This is a genomic window from Tumebacillus algifaecis (assembly GCF_002243515.1).
GTDB lineage: Bacteria > Bacillota > Bacilli > Tumebacillales > Tumebacillaceae > Tumebacillus_A > Tumebacillus_A algifaecis.
Genome location: NZ_CP022657.1, coordinates 1,129,421 through 1,145,805, shown reverse-complemented (window position 1 = coordinate 1,145,805; position 16,385 = coordinate 1,129,421). Strand labels below are relative to the sequence as shown.

At 53.4% G+C, this 16,385-nt stretch carries 14 protein-coding genes and 1 riboswitch; of the genes, 1 reads left to right on the top strand and 13 read right to left on the bottom strand.

All coding sequences use genetic code 11. The features are described 5' to 3' along the window. Positions 1-22 precede the first annotated feature (22 nt). The 12 genes from CIG75_RS05140 to CIG75_RS05090 all read right to left on the bottom strand — a co-directional run bounded on the left by CIG75_RS05140 (position 23) and on the right by CIG75_RS05090 (position 13,999). On the bottom strand, positions 23-1,741 hold the full coding sequence (locus CIG75_RS05140; RefSeq protein WP_094235685.1) for an ABC transporter ATP-binding protein: 1,719 nt from the start codon (positions 1,739-1,741) through the stop codon (positions 23-25). Next, on the bottom strand, positions 1,742-2,617 hold the full coding sequence (locus tag CIG75_RS05135) for an energy-coupling factor transporter transmembrane component T family protein (protein WP_094235684.1): 876 nt from the start codon (positions 2,615-2,617) through the stop codon (positions 1,742-1,744). Next, the gene (locus tag CIG75_RS05130) at positions 2,614-3,432 is read right to left on the bottom strand and encodes a DUF4430 domain-containing protein (RefSeq protein WP_157729393.1); all 819 of its coding nucleotides are present in this window, start codon (positions 3,430-3,432) and stop codon (positions 2,614-2,616) included. The genes CIG75_RS05135 and CIG75_RS05130 overlap by 4 nt, the downstream gene beginning before the upstream one ends. After that, on the bottom strand, positions 3,390-3,827 hold the full coding sequence (locus CIG75_RS20595; RefSeq protein ID WP_157729392.1) for a hypothetical protein: 438 nt from the start codon (positions 3,825-3,827) through the stop codon (positions 3,390-3,392). The genes CIG75_RS05130 and CIG75_RS20595 overlap by 43 nt, the downstream gene beginning before the upstream one ends. 82 nt (positions 3,828-3,909) lie before the next feature. Then, positions 3,910-5,202 (bottom strand): S-layer homology domain-containing protein, encoded by a 1,293-nt coding sequence (locus tag CIG75_RS05125; protein ID WP_172844414.1) that lies wholly within the window; start codon positions 5,200-5,202, stop codon positions 3,910-3,912. 153 nt (positions 5,203-5,355) lie between these two features. Next, positions 5,356-5,528: riboswitch (cobalamin riboswitch) on the bottom strand. 47 nt (positions 5,529-5,575) lie between these two features. Next, entirely contained in the window at positions 5,576-5,944 is a 369-nt protein-coding gene (locus CIG75_RS05120) for a hypothetical protein (RefSeq protein WP_094235681.1), read from the bottom strand. Between the two features lie 71 nt (positions 5,945-6,015). Beyond that, positions 6,016-6,774: an enoyl-[acyl-carrier-protein] reductase FabL gene (gene fabL / locus CIG75_RS05115; protein ID WP_094235680.1), complete on the bottom strand. Its 759-nt coding sequence runs from the start codon at positions 6,772-6,774 to the stop codon at positions 6,016-6,018. Between the two features lie 103 nt (positions 6,775-6,877). Then, the gene (locus CIG75_RS05110) at positions 6,878-11,476 is read right to left on the bottom strand and encodes an SdrD B-like domain-containing protein (protein ID WP_172844413.1); all 4,599 of its coding nucleotides are present in this window, start codon (positions 11,474-11,476) and stop codon (positions 6,878-6,880) included. 62 nt (positions 11,477-11,538) lie between these two features. After that, positions 11,539-12,177, bottom strand: a complete 639-nt coding sequence (locus CIG75_RS05105) for a class D sortase (protein WP_157729391.1) — start codon at positions 12,175-12,177, stop codon at positions 11,539-11,541. 161 nt (positions 12,178-12,338) lie between these two features. Next, positions 12,339-12,902: a hypothetical protein gene (locus tag CIG75_RS05100; protein ID WP_094235677.1), complete on the bottom strand. Its 564-nt coding sequence runs from the start codon at positions 12,900-12,902 to the stop codon at positions 12,339-12,341. A gap of 78 nt (positions 12,903-12,980) precedes the next feature. Beyond that, positions 12,981-13,421: a hypothetical protein gene (locus CIG75_RS05095; protein WP_094235676.1), complete on the bottom strand. Its 441-nt coding sequence runs from the start codon at positions 13,419-13,421 to the stop codon at positions 12,981-12,983. Positions 13,422-13,483: 62 nt separating this feature from the next. Beyond that, positions 13,484-13,999, bottom strand: a complete 516-nt coding sequence (locus CIG75_RS05090) for a DUF402 domain-containing protein (RefSeq protein WP_157729390.1) — start codon at positions 13,997-13,999, stop codon at positions 13,484-13,486. A 117-nt stretch (positions 14,000-14,116) separates the two neighbouring features. Here CIG75_RS05090 and CIG75_RS05085 point away from each other — a divergent pair, with 117 nt between their 5' ends. Beyond that, positions 14,117-14,932: a metallophosphoesterase gene (locus tag CIG75_RS05085; protein WP_094235674.1), complete on the top strand. Its 816-nt coding sequence runs from the start codon at positions 14,117-14,119 to the stop codon at positions 14,930-14,932. An 8-nt stretch (positions 14,933-14,940) separates the two neighbouring features. Here the strand turns inward: CIG75_RS05085 and CIG75_RS05080 are convergent, their stop codons facing one another. Next, a complete protein-coding gene (locus CIG75_RS05080; protein WP_094235673.1) occupies positions 14,941-16,377 on the bottom strand; it encodes an NAD-dependent succinate-semialdehyde dehydrogenase in 1,437 nt (478 codons plus the stop codon). Positions 16,378-16,385 lie beyond the last annotated feature (8 nt).

Below are 16,385 nucleotides of genomic sequence, written 5' to 3'. Positions count from 1 at the left end.
TGCCAAGGAACAACAACATGTCTCATTCGCTCGTTCCTCCTTGGCGCAGCAGTTGGATGCCGTCCTGCAAGGTGACCACATGCTCGGCCACTCCGCGGAAGATGCGCCCGACCTGCGGGGCGTAAAACATGCCGCGGGTCAGCATCTGCTGTGGGGTGCCTTCTGCTGCGACGATCCCATCGTCGATCAGCACGACCCAATCGGCATATTCGGCTGCAAATTCTACATCGTGCGTGATCAGAAGCACCGTTCCGCCTTGTAACAGATAGGAGTGGAGCCACTTGCCCAAGTTCTCCTTTTGACCGCTGTCGAGGCCCCGCGTCGGTTCGTCGAGCAGCAGGAGCTTCGGTTGTTGCACGAGCACGGTCGCAAGTGCGGCGCGCTGGCGTTCCCCTCCGCTCAGATCGCGAGGGTTGCGATCTTTCTGTTCGAGCAGGCCAAGACTGCTCAGGATCGCACCGATTTCACGTTCGGCCTCCTCCCCTGTTGTCGGCAGTCCGATCAGTTGCCGTGAGAACTGGCACTCTTGCCATAGCGTGTCATGAAACAGATAGTCGCTCGGGTTTTGTGAAAGATATCCGATCACTCCGGCCAGATCGGCAGGATCGAGGTCTTTGCTGTTCCGTCCGTCGATTTCAACCTTCCCCGCAGTAGGTTTGACAAGGGAAGAAAAATGGCGGAACAGCGTGCTTTTGCCAGTGCCATTCGCACCGAGCATCGCCGTAAGCCTTCCTTGGCCGATCGCCAGATTGATCCCTTTTAACACATCTTCCCCTTCTGGATAGGCGAAACGAACATCTTTGGCGCGCAGGATGACAGGCGGCTCCTCCTGTCTGTTGCGCGCGCCTAGCCAGTTGCGAACAGATGCTGCCCAACCGTTTTTTTCAACGGGGGTCGGTGCCAGCGGTTGCGGTGGGAACTGTGCGGTGACAAGTTGCCGCGCCGCTTTGACCGTCAAGGGCCGGTGCGGGGAGCCAGCTTCAACGAACAGCTTGGTCACAGGTGATAATAGTTCATTGCGCCGATCTGCCGCATGATGGGCAAATCCGAGCGGGTCGCCGTCATATTCGATGCGCCCTCCGTACATCACCGTAACCCGATCGGCCAGATGCAAGACGCGGTCGAGACGCTGTTCGACGAGAATGACGGTGAGACCCAGCTCTTCGTTGAGCCGCTTGATCAGGTCTAAGATCTCTTGGGCCGTACCAGGGTCGAGCTGAGAGGTCGGTTCGTCGAGCAGCAACACGTCAGGCTGCAAAGCCATCACCGACGCGATCGCGACTTTCTGCTTTTCCCCGCCGGAAAGGTCTGCCGTCTTGTGACGGCGAAGCGGGGTCAAGTCGAAGAAGGACATGACTTCCGCGACGCGGCGGCGCATTTCCGCTTGCGGGATGCGCAAATTTTCGAGGCCAAACGCGATCTCACGCTCGACCTCAGACATCACGAGCTGCTTTTCCGGGTCTTGAAAGACCATCCCGATGTGGCGAGCGATCCCGCGCTCTGGAAAATCGGTCAAGTTGACGCCGCGAAACGTTGCGGTGCCTGCGATCTTACCGCCATAAAATTCGGGGACGAGACCGTTGAGTGCACGGAGCATCGTTGATTTGCCACAACCGGAAGGACCTGCAAGCACGACAAACTCACCGCGCTCGACGCCCCATGTGAGGTCATCGAGCGCCGGTCGGTCAGTATCTGGATAATAGTAGGTTAGCTTGGTCAGTCGAAGGTCTGAAGATGCCATCTAGTTCTTTCTCCTTTGTACCAGCGCAGGTGGGATGGCGAGCAAGAGAGCCAGTGCAAGCGCACCGACCCACGTGATGCTTCCAGCGGCAAGCAGCGGTGTCAAGTGCGGGTAGAACTCATAAGCTACCGCGCCAGCTCCTGCGAGCACCAGCATCGCAAGTACGGCGACGAACATCGCCACTCCTGCCAGCAGGTCGTTTCGCTGCCACTTTTCCCGTGTATAGGAGCTGCGGTGGCGTGATCCGAACCCGCGCGCTTCCATCGCTTCGGCGACCTGCCACGATCCTTCCAGCGAAGAGATGAGCAGGACGTTGAGCATCCGGCCATGTTTTTGCAGGCGCTGACGAGTGCTGCCTTCCTGAAAGCGCACACCGCGTGTCTGCATCACCTCTCCGACGCTCTTGGCCTGCTCGGTGAGGTAGGGAATCAGTCGGGCGGTCAACATAGCGACAACTGCCGATCGGCCAGCCCATTTTGCCATCAGCCCCAGCGCCCGGTCTGGGGGGAGCCATGCGAGGTAAAGGCTGCAGGCGGCCAGTACGATCAACAGGCGCAAGACCATGATCAGACCGAACAAGGTGGCTTCCAGCGTGATTCGCAGCGCTCCGAACACCGGAATTCGCGGGCCGTCATAAAGAACGGTCGCTCCGTTTTTGGAGATCAAGACATTGATCAGCAGAATGATCAGCAGGATCGGCCACGTGTAGCGCATCGTTTTGATGAACGTCTTCGCTCCCCCTGCCGTTCGCAACGCTAAGCAAGTGACCACAAGCAAAGCGGTCAGGTAGAGCGGGTGTTGCGTGATCATCGCAAGCACGATCAGCAGGAGCGGATAGATCGAGAGCGTCGCCGCGTGGAATCGTTCGAGCCTCATGGTGCGACTGGAACTCCGATCGCTGTGCCGCCGCTTAAAACGACGCCAACTTTCCCGCGCAGTTTGTTTCCGGGATTCACCAAAGTGCCGACCGCCGCATCGAGGGCGGGGACGTCAAGACCGATCAAAAACCATGTCGGAGTGGTGTCGCCATTGCCCGTTCCGGTCGCTGCGACCAGCGCTTGCCCCGTTTGGCCCGATGCGCCGCCCGTGTAGTCGAGCAGGTTGACCGCACCGTTTTCGAAATTGGCATAGATGCCGGTTCGAGTCGGGGTACTGAACAGTTCTTGAACGGACGAATTCGCCTCCAGTTCGGACCAAGTGCCGAGCAAAATAGCGTTGGTCGTGTTTTCGGTCAGGCTTTGGTTGCTGAACGCTTCATGACGCACGTTTTTCGCCCCTTTGCTGCGCAAGGAGACGGCCAATCGTTCCGCTTGTTCGGTGTGGCCGCCGCTGTAATAGATGATAGTGCCTGGCATCGCCCCGTTATAGCCGACAGTGAACGGGTGCGGATACGCGCCGACCACGCTCGGCGTGGTCGAGCCGTTGCCCGACCAATCGTGGTAGTCCCACCAGACAGTGTCGCCGCTTTTGGCGTTGTAAGCATCGGCCCCGACACCGGAGATCGAGCCGTTGACGTAGTAAAACCAGTCGCGTTTTTTGCGGGTAAAGATCGATTTGTCCGTGTAGCCCGATTTGACCCCGTTGATGCTGTTGACAAATCCGCCCCCATACGCCGTTTCAATTTCGAGACGGGTGCGCATCACGTCCATCACCGTGTCACCACTGTAGTAATCAACCGCTTGGTTGTACACAGAGGCCGCACCAAAATTGTGGGTGACAAACATGTTGAAGTTGCCTGCAGGCTGTTTTTTTGGTGGGGTGGATGGTTTAGTTGCTCCCCGCCGCTTGGCGTTTTGGTTGATGTCGCAGGTGGGGTTGAGGTGCCGTTGGATGCCGGAGCTTCGTTAGCAGGCTTGGACGGAGTAGCCGGATCGGTGGTTGGCTGCTGTTCCGCTTCTTTTTTGTCATCAGGCGGTTGAGGTTCTTGGTCTGTTTGTTCCGCTTCCTGTTGAGTCTGTTCTTGCTCCGGGAGCTGGACGACTTGTTCGGGCAGCTTTCCCACTTGTTGTTTTGACTCTTCGCTGCCACAAGCGGTGACCAAGAAGGCAAGCGCAAGAAAAAGTCCAAGACGTTTCGTGAACTGCATGATACCTGTTCCTCCTGTTCATTCATATAAGCAGAAGTAGCAAACGGGGAAGCTCTTTGCAGAGCCTCTCCCGTACAGCGTACTACTTGTTGAGTTTGTTCATGACATTGACGATAGCAGTTGCTACTTCAGCACGCGAAGCGGTGGCCTGCGGACGGAAGGTGTTTTCTGCATCGCCAGCCATCAGACCTTTGTCAAAAGCGGTTTTGACATACGGCTGTGCCCAGTCACTGACAGTTTCTCTGTCGCTGAAAGGCACCAGGTTTTTGGTATTCGACAGTTCTAGGCCGGAGAAGCGGACGAGGACGACGGCCAACTCTTCACGGGTGAGGCCCGAATCAGGACGGAACGTGCCCGCTTGATCGCCGCTCATATACCCTCTTTGCACGACCGTTTGGATGAAAGATTTATAGCCGTTGTTGTCGGCCACGTCACGGAACGATGCGGTTCCGCCAAAGGAAAGGTCGCCGTTTGCAAGGGCGAGGATCTTCGTCAATTCAGCGCGGGTGACAGCGCGCTTCGGTTGGAAATCGTTGTTGCCAGCTCCGATGACCACCCCTTTTCGGGCGAGGTTCAGGATCGACGATTCGGCCCAATTATAGCCAGCCAAGTCGTTGAAAGAGGCGTTCGGGTTGCCGACGAGCACGTTTAAGGTGCCGGTACGAATCAGTTGCGGCACGCCTGTTGCTGCATCCGTTTTGTCGATGTGCAGTTGGAGCAGACCTGCTTGCTTGGCTTCGATCGTCGCGACACCTTCAGCATTGGTCAAAGCCAGTTGCGTTGCGCTATTCGCTTGGTGGACGGCCGCTTGATCGATGTTTACGGTGGAGACGGTCGGGTTCCACTCTTCGTCATAGGTGGTCTGTTCCGCAGTGACTTTGACTGTGAACGAGGTACCTACATTGGGTGTGGTCGTCGAGAAGTTGACTTGCGGGAAGAGGGTTTGGGTGTAGTCATAGTAACCCCAGACCACTTCGTCGCCATCTTTGATCTCGGCTACATCGGCCGACAAGTTCGGCGCTTGGCCGTTGACCCAGACCGACCAACCGGAATTGGCGTTAAGGGTCTTTTCAGCGAGGGTGTCGATTTTGCTGATGTAGGAGCCGAAAGAAACCGTTTTCGCTTCGTAGGTCAGCTTTTCTTGATCAAGCAGCGTGACCAGTGCACCCATCGTCGTCGGTTTTTGCATGGTGATCACTTCACCGACTGTGTTTTTAAAACCAGTTTGACCGACATGAACAGTTTGTTCTTTGTACAGGCCGTTCAGTCCGACGACACGGACTTTGACTGTCGCTTGATCATCCGCCGCGAGCACAGCCGTTTGCGGGATCAAGAGTGAGGTGGCGAGCAGGATGCTTGCCAAACGCTTTTTCATGAATATTCTCCTCTCGAAATGAAAAGTGGTCATAAAAAAACTCCTGCCGCTCAGGGAGGAGTTGAAGGTGTAGAGGATCAGGGTCAACCAGCCATCGCTAGGGATCGCCATGAGAATATCACCCGGTTCCTGTACCTTCCCGCCGAAAGCACCAAAGGACTACGGTTAGAAGCAGGTTTCCTGGCTAACGGGTCTACCGCAATTCTCACCCCTTCTCATCCGATTGGACAATGGTTATCGTGAGCGCGTCGCCGTTTACAGTAGCGGGGGCTGCAGTGGAATTGCACCACTTTCCCTTCTCTTCTAACTACAGTGGTAGTTTATCATTTAGATGATTGAGAAACAAGTGAAAAGACCAGCCCGCAGGCTGGTCCTATTGTTCTTCGAAACGATCTTTGCGCATCTCCGGCACAGCGCCGAGCGGAAGGAATGCCGCACGGGAGTTGATCAAGGAGTGATCGATCAAGGAGTTGTAGTTGTGCACCATGTCGAGCACTGTTTTGAAATCTGCTTCGGTGTTGAATTCGCCTCGCAGATGCGTGTCAAACAGGGAGAGCGCGAATTTACGGTCCGCTTTCGCTTTATCGATGGCACCTTGCATGCGAGCTGCACGTTCCGTATCACCAAGCGCCTCTTGGCCTTGTTTTTCAATGGTAAAGGCACCGATGGCAAAGTTGGCAGCAGCTACTGCCGCTTGGATGACCATAAATTCGTTGGAGCGAAAAAGTGCTTCGGTAAGCATTGAGATCACCTCGTATGTAGTGCGTTCTTGGTTTCAGTTTAACGAAGTACGGGGTGAAGGTCAAATGCCAGCTAGCCGATCAGCGAGAAGCCACCGTCAACGATCAACGTTTGGCCGACGATCATGCGCGCTTGATCGGTGCAGAGGAAGTGCACAGAATTAGCAATATCCTCTGGCGTGACCATGCGGCCAGCCGGAGTGCGATTGACCGCATCGCTGATCATTTCATCGCGGTTCGGAAAATGGGTGAGCGCATCCGTATCGACGGCCGCTCCGGAAACGGCGTTGACGATGATGTTCTTCGCTGCCAGCTCCGCACCAAGATAGCGTGTGAGCGACTCAAGGGCTGCTTTGGAAGTGCCGACACAGGTATAGTTTTTCAAGGCGAAGCGACTGCCAAGCGATGAGATCGAGACGATCGCGCCTCCGCCGCGTTGCTCCATGAGCGGAACCGCTTGCTGCGCGAGGAACAGCAACGCCTTGGCGTTGATGTTGAGCGTCCAGTCCCAGTGTTTTTCTTCAACTTCCATCGCCGGGAGTTGAACGCCCGATGCCGCATTGGAGATCAGAATGTCGAGACCGCCCATCGTCTCTTTGATCTCGTCAAAAAGCAAATGAATCTTGTCGAGATCCCCGACGTTCGCTTTGATGATATGGCATTTGCGTCCCATGCTTTCGATGAGCGCTTTGGTTTCTTCGGCAGGCTTGCGGTTACGAAAGAAATTGATGACAATATCCGCGCCTTCGCTGGCCAGTTTGATGGCGATCGCTTTGCCGATCCCGCGGGAGCCCCCGGTGATAAGCGCTGTTTTGCCGCTGAGTGTGGTCATGATGTGTGTACCTCCATTGGTAGTTGGTCTTAAGAGTAAGTATAGCATGAAAGAATGAGAAAAAGCTTCTTCTTCGCATGAAACGAAGAAGAAGCTTTTCGAGTTAGGCATTCTTGCGGATGAGCAGCAAGCTTCCTGCAAGCAAGCACAATACCAGCCCAAACCATGGCATGAGCGGCGCTTGTTCGCCCGTTTGTGGGAGCGTGCTCCCCGGAGCAGGCGTTTGACCAGGTTTCACTTGCCCAGTCCCGCCATTGCCATTGCCATTGCCATTGCCATTGCCAGTACCGTTACCATTACCATTACCATTACCATTACCATTACCATTACCATTACCATTGCCAGGAGCCTGTGAGATGACCAATCCAACGCTGATCGATTGATTCACTTCACCAGCTTTCAAATCGATGGTGGTTGACCATCCCGCCAGATCGAGCACGTCACTTCCATTCGCTCCTGCTGTAAGCGCGTAACCGTCAGGAAGGATAAATTTCAATTTGTACTTCCCTTTCGGCAGATTGCTGAACGAATAGTATCCTGGCTTGTTTTGATAGGTGGTCGTTGTCGTCACCGCGACCAGGTTACCAAACTCATCGTACAGTTCAACGCGCACGCCGTTGATCCCCAACTCATCTGGGTCCTGAATCCCGTTCCCATTCCTGTCAAGCCAGACAAAACTCATGATTCTGCCAAGTTCGAACTGATCAAGTCCGATCAGACCCGCATCGACAGTCAGGATTTCCTCCCCGATCCCAAGCAGGAACGAAGCGGTACGTCCCGTGTCAGCATCGGCATCCGAATCATTCCCGAGTCCTGCCCCAACAAGAGCTTCGGTAAACGAGTACGTGTCGTCAGGCAACAGGAAGCGCACATGATAACGACCCGGTTGGATCTGATTAAATCGATAGTAGCCCGGCTTCCCGTTATAATTGCTTGTCGTCGTCGAAGCGATACGTTTGTTTTCATCATTGTACAGCTCGACGGTGACACCATTTTGCCCGGGCTCGTCCACTTCCTGCAATCCGTTGGCGTTCGAGTCGATCCAGACCCTACCGCCGATCGTTCCAGGTAGGTTGACAGGCGGTATTACGGAGCCTAAGACACCCGCATCAATCTGATTGAGAACCTCGCCAGGTTGAAGCGTGAACACCGCGGTGCGGCCGTTCTGATCGACGTCAGAATCGAGCGCACGATTGTTGCCCGCCGATTGCTTAGTTGCCGTGCCTGGAAGGATGAATTGTACGTAATACTTTCCGGTTAAAACTTGATCGAAGCGATAGTAGCCTGCTTTTCCGGCAAAAGTGGCCGTCAGCGTCTCGTCGATCAGATTGTGCCCTTCGTCATACAATTGAACTTTGACTTGGTTGATGCCCTGCTCGGACGGATCTTGAATCCCGTCGCCATTCGTGTCCAGCCAGACATAGTCACCGATCGATCCACGAGGCTTTTCGAGCAAGCCAGCGAAGATCGTCATGATCTCCTGCCCTTGCGCCAGAGCAAGCATCGCAGTAAACCCATCGGCCGGGAAGACGTCCGAATCAACGTTGGGATTTCCGCTCTTCTCCCGCTCTGTGAACAGGTACGCATTGGATGGCGTGAATTTGAGGCGATAGTTGCCTGGAGGCAACTTATTAAAGAAATACGAACCTGCTATCCCATTCAATGTGGCGGTCGTCGTGGTAGCAAGCGGCTTGCTTGGATCAGTGTCAGAATAGAGTTCAACTTTGACCCCATTCACACCGATCTCGCCAACATCCTGCACGCCGTTTCCATTGCTGTCCAACCATACCCGACTGCCGATCTTGCCCTTTTTCAAACCCAATCCGATATCGGCCGTCAGATGATGGTCGCCAGCCCCTAGCGTGATCCAATCGGTTTCAACACTTTCATAGGTTGATGAATCGGAAGCGAAAACAACTCGGTATCTGCCTGGCTCTAGATTGGGGAACAGATAGGCACCCGGTTTACCTAAGGGGCCCGGTAGACCTGAATAGTCATACCCAGTGCGCGTTTCGGACACCAGGTTGCCGAGTTCATCGTACAGTTCGACTTTGATCCCATTCAAACCCGCTTCTGCACCATCTTGACTCCCGTTTTCATTCGCATCGAACCAAACGAAATCGCCGATGCTCGCTTTCGGATTGCTGGCGATCGTCATGCCGACTTTGTACGGTTCGGCCGGCAGGAGTGGTGTTCCGTCCGCTTTTTTCATTTTGTAAGCAAACGAGTTCCATGCTGTTTGTCCACCAGTCGGTGCCCCGACCGGTGCGACCATCGGCCATTCCAATTTTATGCTTTTGTCTTTGTTGCTTTTGTCTTTGATACTATCGTCCAACGGATTGAGCACCAAGTCGGGATCGAATACGAACTTGACCGCGGTGACCATGGTGAGGTCTGTCGGTGGAGTCGGCAGCCACTCTCCGTTATCATCACCAGTTCTGTTGTCCATCACGATGCTCGACGTTGTCGAATAATAAGGTGTCACATAACTGGGAACTTGAAGTTCTCCAGTCAAAAGCGGTCCCCACTGACTAGCGCGAGGCACTGAAGCGTTCAGCACTTCGCGATCTCCAATGCGGGAGAACGTATTGACAATACTCAATTCTTTTGTCGGTACATTCCCGACATTTGTGATTTCCAAGCGGTACATCGCACGTCCGCCCGGTGTGGTCTTACCTTTGCCCGGATATTTGCTCCATTCGGTGTCCAGTTCACCTTTGATCCACATTTCCGCTTGCAACGCAGCGGATTCTTCAACGCTGATGTTTACCGTTTGTTCAACCGTATACACACCGTTGACCTTTTTGTTGTGGATAGGTTGGATGGGCTGGCCGTTTTGGTCTAATTCTTTGTTTTTAAAGTCGTCTCTGTTCAGATAGTTCGGAGAGGAGATCAGAGCTTTGTTTTGAATCTGTTTTTTCTGAACTCCCGGTTTCACCTTGGCATCAAACTTGACGATGATCGCTTTCTCGATCGGCAAAGTGACTGGATTCTGATCTTGATCCCATTTCCAGGTCAACTTCGTAACCCCATCCAGTTGCGGCTCCAAGTCAAACATGGGGAGATGTGGCATCCCGGCGGGATCTGGATTCCCGTTCGAGTCTAGCATCTGAGCCGTCCAAGTGCCTTCCACATATTCGAGGTCTGCCGGCAACAGGTCGATAACCTCGGGGTTAACCAGATCAGCGCTGCTATACGTTGAGTTCGTCACTTTGATCGTATAGGTCGTCTCATCGGTCGGTTTGAGTGAAGTTTTGCTGCTCGATTTCAGGACCTTGATCAAGGGGCGCTTAGGGACAATATTAAAAACGGTATTGTCAGATTTCGTTTTCGGTACTCCATTGAACTTATAAGTCATTTTGGCTACATTGTTGACCACTTCATAATCATCGAGCGGCACGACAAAGTCGGCTGGGATTAAATAGTCCAGTTCAAAATCGGTGCTTTGCCTAAAAGTGAGCGGCATGGTGCCGATGCGGAACTGGATCCCTTTGACATCCCCGTAGGGTCTGACATCGATGATCGTTGCAACAGAAGCATCCACTTTCTCCTCAAGGGGTTGCCAGTCGTTATCCGTCGTCGGATTTGCCTTGAGCGTGTAGTACACATCATATTCTTCAACATCCTTCAAAACGGCCGTTTTGATGGTCTGCAAGCGTAAGTCGAGATCCCTGCCCGAATTGGTTTTTTTCGGCGTCATATCTTCGATCACCACAGACTCCATTTCACCGGTTGAGTTATTCACAATATCGGAGATATGGAACTTGACCATCTCACCAGGCGATCTTTCCCGTAGGCTCAGATTGGTCCACTTTTCCAGACCTGCCCCATTATCGTACGGAAACTCGTTAAAACCGTGCTTGGCTTTCGCTTCCTTTCTCACTTCGCCCGAATGCCCAAGTGGCGTATAGAAAAATCCAGCTAGGTTTGTAACTTCCGTCGCAGTGACACTACTTGGATATTTAACGACGACGGTCAAGCGCACAATATCTTGCGTGTTATCTGGTAACACCCATTCCACCACATTGTCCACCGCATCGTATTGCCCACCATGCGTTGCCGAAATAAATACCGCTCCCGGTGGCAACCTATCGATCACCTTCAAATTGGTGATGTTCAATCGGCCAGTGGCAGTGGGTGCCACATCCTTCAGTTCAATTTCATAATGGACTGGCGCCCCTTTGAACGGATCGGGAATCGGGCGGACTTTCGTCTTTTCGATCGACCATACGGCGGATGCCTTGGCCTTAACGGTCGCCACATTCGATTCTTTCGTCACATCTTCGCCATTAACCTTCGCTTCAAAGGTGGCTTTAATTGGCGCAGTCGTTCCATCCAACGTTGTGTAGTTGTCAAACATCCCTTTGACAGACAATTGACCAGTCGTACCAGGCGGAAGAACCCCGTTTTTAAATCGGAAGGACACTTCCCGAGTGATGTTGTTAAATGAACTTGTCGTAATCGAACTGTCCGAACTTGCCGTGAAGGTGACCCCCGCTGGCATCGGAAATTTAATCACCGGATTGACAAAATCGGCAATGGTACTCGAGACACTGTAGTTGATGCTGAAAGTGATCTCTTCCCCCGATTTGACCTCCGCTTTATTCGGCGCTACCGATACGACGATCCCATTGGCCGTTCCCCCAGCTGCCAAGGCGCTATGTGGGGCTACCACTTGGATCAGCAGCATGAAAATCAACATCCACACTGCCGCTAGCCGACTTGCTTTCCCTCTCCCTCTCACAATCATCATTACTCCTTCATCTAAAATACTTGGGATGCTTTCACGATTAACCGATGAGTTGGATTGCGCATCGGATGGCAAGTGATCAGAGTCAATTCTGCTTCCTCAGAATGGGAATTCAGAACACTCAAATCGGTTGGTTCTACCAAAAACGATGTTTTGACCGCATAGGCAACTGTGCCTTCAGCAGTTTCGATCAAGATTCGATCGCCTCGCTCCAACTCCCCCAAACGGTTAAAGTGCTTTCCAGGCTTAAAACTGCGGTGTCCCGCCAGCACGAGATGATCGTTCTGCCCGGAAAAACGATCCGCTTCCACTACACCAATGCCAAGATCTAACGACTCTGGATCGGCACCTTTTACGATCGCTTCACGAAGCGCAATTTTGTCGATCGCAATCGTACCCAACACCGGAACTCCATCAATCTCTTTCCAAGCTGCATGTGGTGAACCGTTCACCGAAGCAGAAGATTCCAGCTTGGTACTCTGCTCCTCCGATGAACGCAACTCTTTCGTCCACTCGGTCAAGAGTTGGTTTTGCTTGCGCTCTTGAATCCACTCATCGATACGAGGCAACAGCATCATCCCCACACCGACCGCCAGCATGAGCCAGAGTGTGATGTGCAGGAAGCGATTTTGTTTCCAGTGCAGTCTCGACATGGTGGTCCTCCTTTCCTCAAGAGTAAAATTCTTCATCTCTAATAGATTGTATCTTATTTACCTATGATTAGGTAAAGAAATTTCATCTCGTTTGAATATAAAATAAAATTTAAAAGCCGATCCAAATTTGGATCGGCTGGTCTGCTCTTCGGAATGATGAATTATTGGAGTTTGGTCAACTCTTTTTGTAGCTCTTTGTCAGCAGCTTGGAGCAGTTTGACCACGTCTTGTTGACTCGTTTGCAGTTTGGCGAAGGTCGCTTTGATTTTCGACTTGTCTTTCGCTTCGGCCGCAGTGCGAAGCTCCTGCTTGAGTGTGCGATACTCCTGTTTGCTCACTTGCAGCTGCTGCATGATCGAGCGGAATTTCTCAAGATCTTGTTTCACTTGAGCTTGCAGTTTTTCGTCTTTGGCAGCGCTCACTTTTTCATGGATTGCGTTGCTGTGCGCCCGCAAATTGTCGAACTCGACACGGATCTGCTCATGAGCGACCTGCAGTTGCTTGAGATCGATGCCTGCATCGACGAGCGCTTGTTTCTCAAGTTCGCCAAGCTGTTTTTGTGGTGCTTTGTGCTGGTGCTGATGGGATGAATGGTCATGTCCGGCAGGGTGGCTATGTACGATGTCCGAATCGACTGCGCCGTGTTCGTTTCCCGCATAGGCAGTAGCGCTCATCGTCAAAGCGGCAAGCGCTGTGGCTGTGAGAATCGTTTTGAACTTGGTCATCTGCTATCACACTCCTTCGTTGTCATGTAGGGTGCCCCATCTTGATGAAAAAAAGCCTGCCGAATCGGCAGGCTTTGCTTAGACGAGCTGAACGAAGTCCGTCTCCGCTTTGAGCAATTGGCTGATGTTGTCCATGCGTTCACTGTCACGGATGACAGCCAAAACGTTTCCACCCTCAATCTGGGCGGTGCATTGGTCTACCGTAGACTCAGGAACACCGTACGACTCAAGGCGGTCTTCGATCCCGACTTGTGTGCGCTGGTTGTTATGACCGGGGAGCACAAAAAGTTGCGGGGCCTCGATCTCCCCTTGGACCGGTCCATCGATCACGCTTTGGATGTTCGGGGTGATCGATGGGTAGAAACCTTCAACGCCATCACCGTTTTGGTCACCATTTTTTTGCAGATATAAAACGGTAAAATCGTTGATTCCTGCGCCGTGCAGTTTTTGCATGGCGTTATGGGCGTTCTGATAGCTCGAAAACGCTGCGACGAGTACCTGTTTGTTGACAAATTCCATTTTTTCACCTCTTCATCGACTGCTTCTGAACTAGTGTTTGTGAAGAGGGACAAAGTCATGCGTCAAGAGGTTGCCTCGAGCCACGCTTCTGTCCAGCGCGCCCGCGCTTCGGGGTCGAACGGCCCCTCCTGCGCTTCGAACAGCGCGACCAGTTCGGCCGTCGCCTCGGCAATTTTGTGCAGAATCTCCTGTGGGTACTTCATAGCATGGGCGTGTTCGGTCAATTCCTCTTCGTCTACCACCTCGTAGACGCCATCTTCGTTGACGATCAGATCTACGTCGTAATCGATGAAGCGGTAGAGATGGTGTTCATCGTCATATTCGACCGGAGAGGCGATGTTGCAGTAATAACCAGTTCCCGTCTCTTTACAAAGGATCGCCACGTTGTACCATTTTTCAGGATGTAGCCAGTAGATGACCGGAAAGGGACTGGACCATTCGGAGCCATCGGCTTCGACGACAGGTGTATCCGGATCGATCCAGTAGATTCCTTTCTCGCCGGGCACTTCATACAGTTTGACCCATTTGCGGTGCTCGCGTCCATCGTGCTTGTAGCTTTGCATCCAAACTTGTTTCATCCGGACTCTCCTCCAAGTTTTGTGGGTCGATTTCTTGCTAGATGTCGTGCTAAAATCAGTTCTTGTTGACATAACACTTATCCACAAACGAAATGATGTGAAAGAAGGTGACTCTCGATGTTCTACCTATTGATGATTGTGGCTGTAGCTGTTGTGCTAGTGTTGTCCTATGCGCATTGGAACACGTTCCGTCCGGTCATCCGTAAAGTCGAGATGACCCTTGAGAAGGATGGAGGATTTGCGGAACTGCGCATCGTGCAGCTATCCGATTTGCATATGGAGCGTCAGTCGATCTCCCCGGCCCGATTGGTCGATGCCATCACAGACGCGAAGCCGGATCTGATCGTGATGACGGGTGATTATTTGGATAACTATAAGAACTTGGACAAATTTATGCTTTATTTGGACGCGATTGTTGCAACAGAGCCGAAACATGGCATTTGGCTGGTCTGGGGCAACCATGATCACTACCTTGGCGACCGCATCGAGCATCTGGGCGAGCTGATCCGCGCCAAAGGTGTGAAGGTGTTGGAGAATGAGAGCGAGTCGATCCTGTTTGGCGAAAAGCGCCTGAACATTATCGGCATCGATGATTTCTGCCTTGGCAAATCGGACATCCCACGCTCGTTTCGCGGTGTGGAAGACGGCATCAACCTCGTGCTGTCACACGACCCGAACATCGTGCTGGAGATGGAGGAGCACGCGTTCGATCTGATGCTCTCCGGCCATCTACACGGCGGCCAGTTTAAGATTCCCGGCGCATTCAAGCTGTTTCCGATGGGCGAGTTGCCAAAATCGAATGTGATCTCCGGCTCCCATCATGTGTTTGGCAAAAACATCTACATCTCAGACGGGATGGGCCAAGCTGGACTCAATGTCCGCCTCGGCACCCGTCCGGAGATTACCGTTCACACTCTGCGCACCACTGCGTAGGGTGTTTTTTATGCAAAGGCCAACGAGATATATTTCGTTTCAAGAAAGGCATCCAAGCCATATTTGCCGCCTTCGCGAGCCAAACCGCTCTCTTTCACCCCGCCAAACGGCGCTTGAATCGCCACAGACGGCGCCGGATCATTGACTCCGATGATGCCGTACTCCAAGTTTTCTTGCATCCGCGTGACGCGACCGATGTCGCGGGTGTAGAAGTACGCGGCCAAGCCGTAGGGCGTATCGTTTGCGCGGGCCAGCACTTCCTCTTCGCTTTGAAAGGTGAAGATCGGCGCGACAGGACCAAATGTTTCTTCGGTCGCTATCTGCATGTCTTCGGTGGCATGGTTGAGCACCGTCGCTTGGAAAAAGTAGCCTTGCTCACCTTCCCGACTTCCGCCGATCAAAAGCGTCGCACCTTTGGCCAACGCATCTTCAACATGGCGTTCCACCTTGGCTAGCGCGTGCTCATCGATCAGCGGGCCGATGTGAACGCCTTCTTTCATTCCGGGCCCGACCTGCAATGTGCTGACCGCCTGCCTCAGCTTTTCAGCAAACGACGCGGCGATGCTTTCGTGGACGTAGACGCGATTGGTGCAGATACAAGTTTGGCCCGCATTGCGATATTTGGAGGCGATTACCCCTTGAACAGCAAGGTCGATCTCCGCATCTGCAAAGACGATGAACGGTGCGTGACCGCCCAACTCCAGCGAGACGCGTTTGATGGTGTCGGCCGCTTGGCGATAGAGCAGTTTGCCAACTTCGGTCGAGCCTGTAAACGTGACTTTGCGAACGCGCGGGTCGGTGGTCAGCACGTTACCGACTTCGGCCGGTTTGCTGGTCGTCACCAAATTGAACACGCCCGCAGGAAAGCCGGCCACTTCGGCCAACTCGACCAGACGGATCGCCGTGAGCGGTGTCTGCTCAGCAGGCTTTAGAATGACTGTGCAGCCAGCCGCCAGCGCCGGAGCGACTTTGCGAGTGACCATCGCCGCCGGGAAGTTCCACGGGGTGATCGCACTGACGACGCCGACCGGCTGGCGCAGCACAGTGATTCGTTTGTTCGGTTCGTTGGACGGGACCGTGTCGCCATAGATCCGCTTGGCTTCCTCTGCATACCATAGCACAAAGTTTGCTGCGAAGCTGACTTCCCCTTTCGCTTCCGGAAACGGCTTGCCCATCTCACAGGTCAGCAGGGTCGCGATCTCGTCACGATGTTCCATGATCAGTTCGTACCATCTATAAAGCAGGGCGGAACGCTTCGGTGCGGGCGTTTTCGACCATGTGGGAAACGCGGTATGCGCCGCTTCGACCGCCAGCAGGGCGTGGCTTTGTTCAGCGTCGGCCGCGTAGCCGACGATTTCTCCTGTCGCCGGATCATGGATCGGAAAGGTGCCTCCCGCCGAAATCCAGTCGCCATTTATGAATAATTTGTTCGAATCCACGGTCATCGGGCTAC

Coding starts and splice junctions, on each gene's coding strand:
- CIG75_RS05110 (WP_172844413.1), bottom strand. CDS start 11,476: ATGTTGATTTTCATGCTGCTGATCCAAGTGGTAGCCCCACATAGCGCC.
- CIG75_RS05100 (WP_094235677.1), bottom strand. CDS start 12,902: ATGACCAAGTTCAAAACGATTCTCACAGCCACAGCGCTTGCCGCTTTG.
- CIG75_RS05080 (WP_094235673.1), bottom strand. CDS start 16,377: ATGACCGTGGATTCGAACAAATTATTCATAAATGGCGACTGGATTTCG.
- CIG75_RS05095 (WP_094235676.1), bottom strand. CDS start 13,421: ATGGAATTTGTCAACAAACAGGTACTCGTCGCAGCGTTTTCGAGCTAT.
- CIG75_RS05140 (WP_094235685.1), bottom strand. CDS start 1,741: ATGGCATCTTCAGACCTTCGACTGACCAAGCTAACCTACTATTATCCA.
- CIG75_RS05085 (WP_094235674.1), top strand. CDS start 14,117: ATGTTCTACCTATTGATGATTGTGGCTGTAGCTGTTGTGCTAGTGTTG.
- CIG75_RS05090 (WP_157729390.1), bottom strand. CDS start 13,999: ATGAAACAAGTTTGGATGCAAAGCTACAAGCACGATGGACGCGAGCAC.
- CIG75_RS05120 (WP_094235681.1), bottom strand. CDS start 5,944: ATGCTTACCGAAGCACTTTTTCGCTCCAACGAATTTATGGTCATCCAA.
- CIG75_RS20595 (WP_157729392.1), bottom strand. CDS start 3,827: ATGCAGTTCACGAAACGTCTTGGACTTTTTCTTGCGCTTGCCTTCTTG.
- CIG75_RS05125 (WP_172844414.1), bottom strand. CDS start 5,202: ATGAAAAAGCGTTTGGCAAGCATCCTGCTCGCCACCTCACTCTTGATC.
- CIG75_RS05105 (WP_157729391.1), bottom strand. CDS start 12,177: ATGTCGAGACTGCACTGGAAACAAAATCGCTTCCTGCACATCACACTC.
- CIG75_RS05135 (WP_094235684.1), bottom strand. CDS start 2,617: ATGAGGCTCGAACGATTCCACGCGGCGACGCTCTCGATCTATCCGCTC.
- fabL (WP_094235680.1), bottom strand. CDS start 6,774: ATGACCACACTCAGCGGCAAAACAGCGCTTATCACCGGGGGCTCCCGC.